Below are 464 nucleotides of genomic sequence, written 5' to 3' on the forward strand. Positions count from 1 at the left end.
GACATACAGCATCCTCCCGTCCGGCCTGTTCAACTGCCCAGGATCTGCCGCAGCTCGGGTGCGGCGCCAGGAAGCGCCGCGGACATCGCACACCGCCGGGCGGGCGGCGTGCCGATGTTCGTCGGGCGTTTGCGCTACTCCGGGTTCTTCCTGCCCGCACATCTCGTGCGGCCGCACCTGCTGTTCGGGCTGGTGGTCAGCAAGGAAGAAGAGGGGCAGCGCTGGACGGTAAGCCTTCATCCCGAGGACGGCGACACGCGCAGGCTGTTGCGGGCGCTGATGCACGCGTCGGTCCGGAAGCGCCGGGAGGATGGCGCCTACCTGCTGGACGGGAAAGAGTGGGACGAAGCATTTCTTCGTCAGTGGCCGCAGACATGGCTGTGTGCACCATCGAAGCAAATGGCCGAGCACGCCCTTGAGGCGATGCGGGGATGGCTGGATGAGCGGTACCAACGTGCCAGGGA

The 464-nt window shown here is 66.6% G+C and carries 1 protein-coding gene; it reads left to right on the forward strand.

Features of this window, described 5'->3' with window-relative positions; translation table 11 throughout:
- Nucleotides 1-108 precede the first annotated feature (108 nt).
- Nucleotides 109-464: hypothetical protein (locus K9U40_RS23640; protein ID WP_282892498.1), on the forward strand; the 356-nt coding region annotated here is incomplete at its 3' end.

The sequence above is a fragment of the Xanthobacter autotrophicus genome (genome assembly GCF_030015065.1).
In the GTDB taxonomy this organism is placed as follows: domain Bacteria; phylum Pseudomonadota; class Alphaproteobacteria; order Rhizobiales; family Xanthobacteraceae; genus Xanthobacter; species Xanthobacter autotrophicus_D.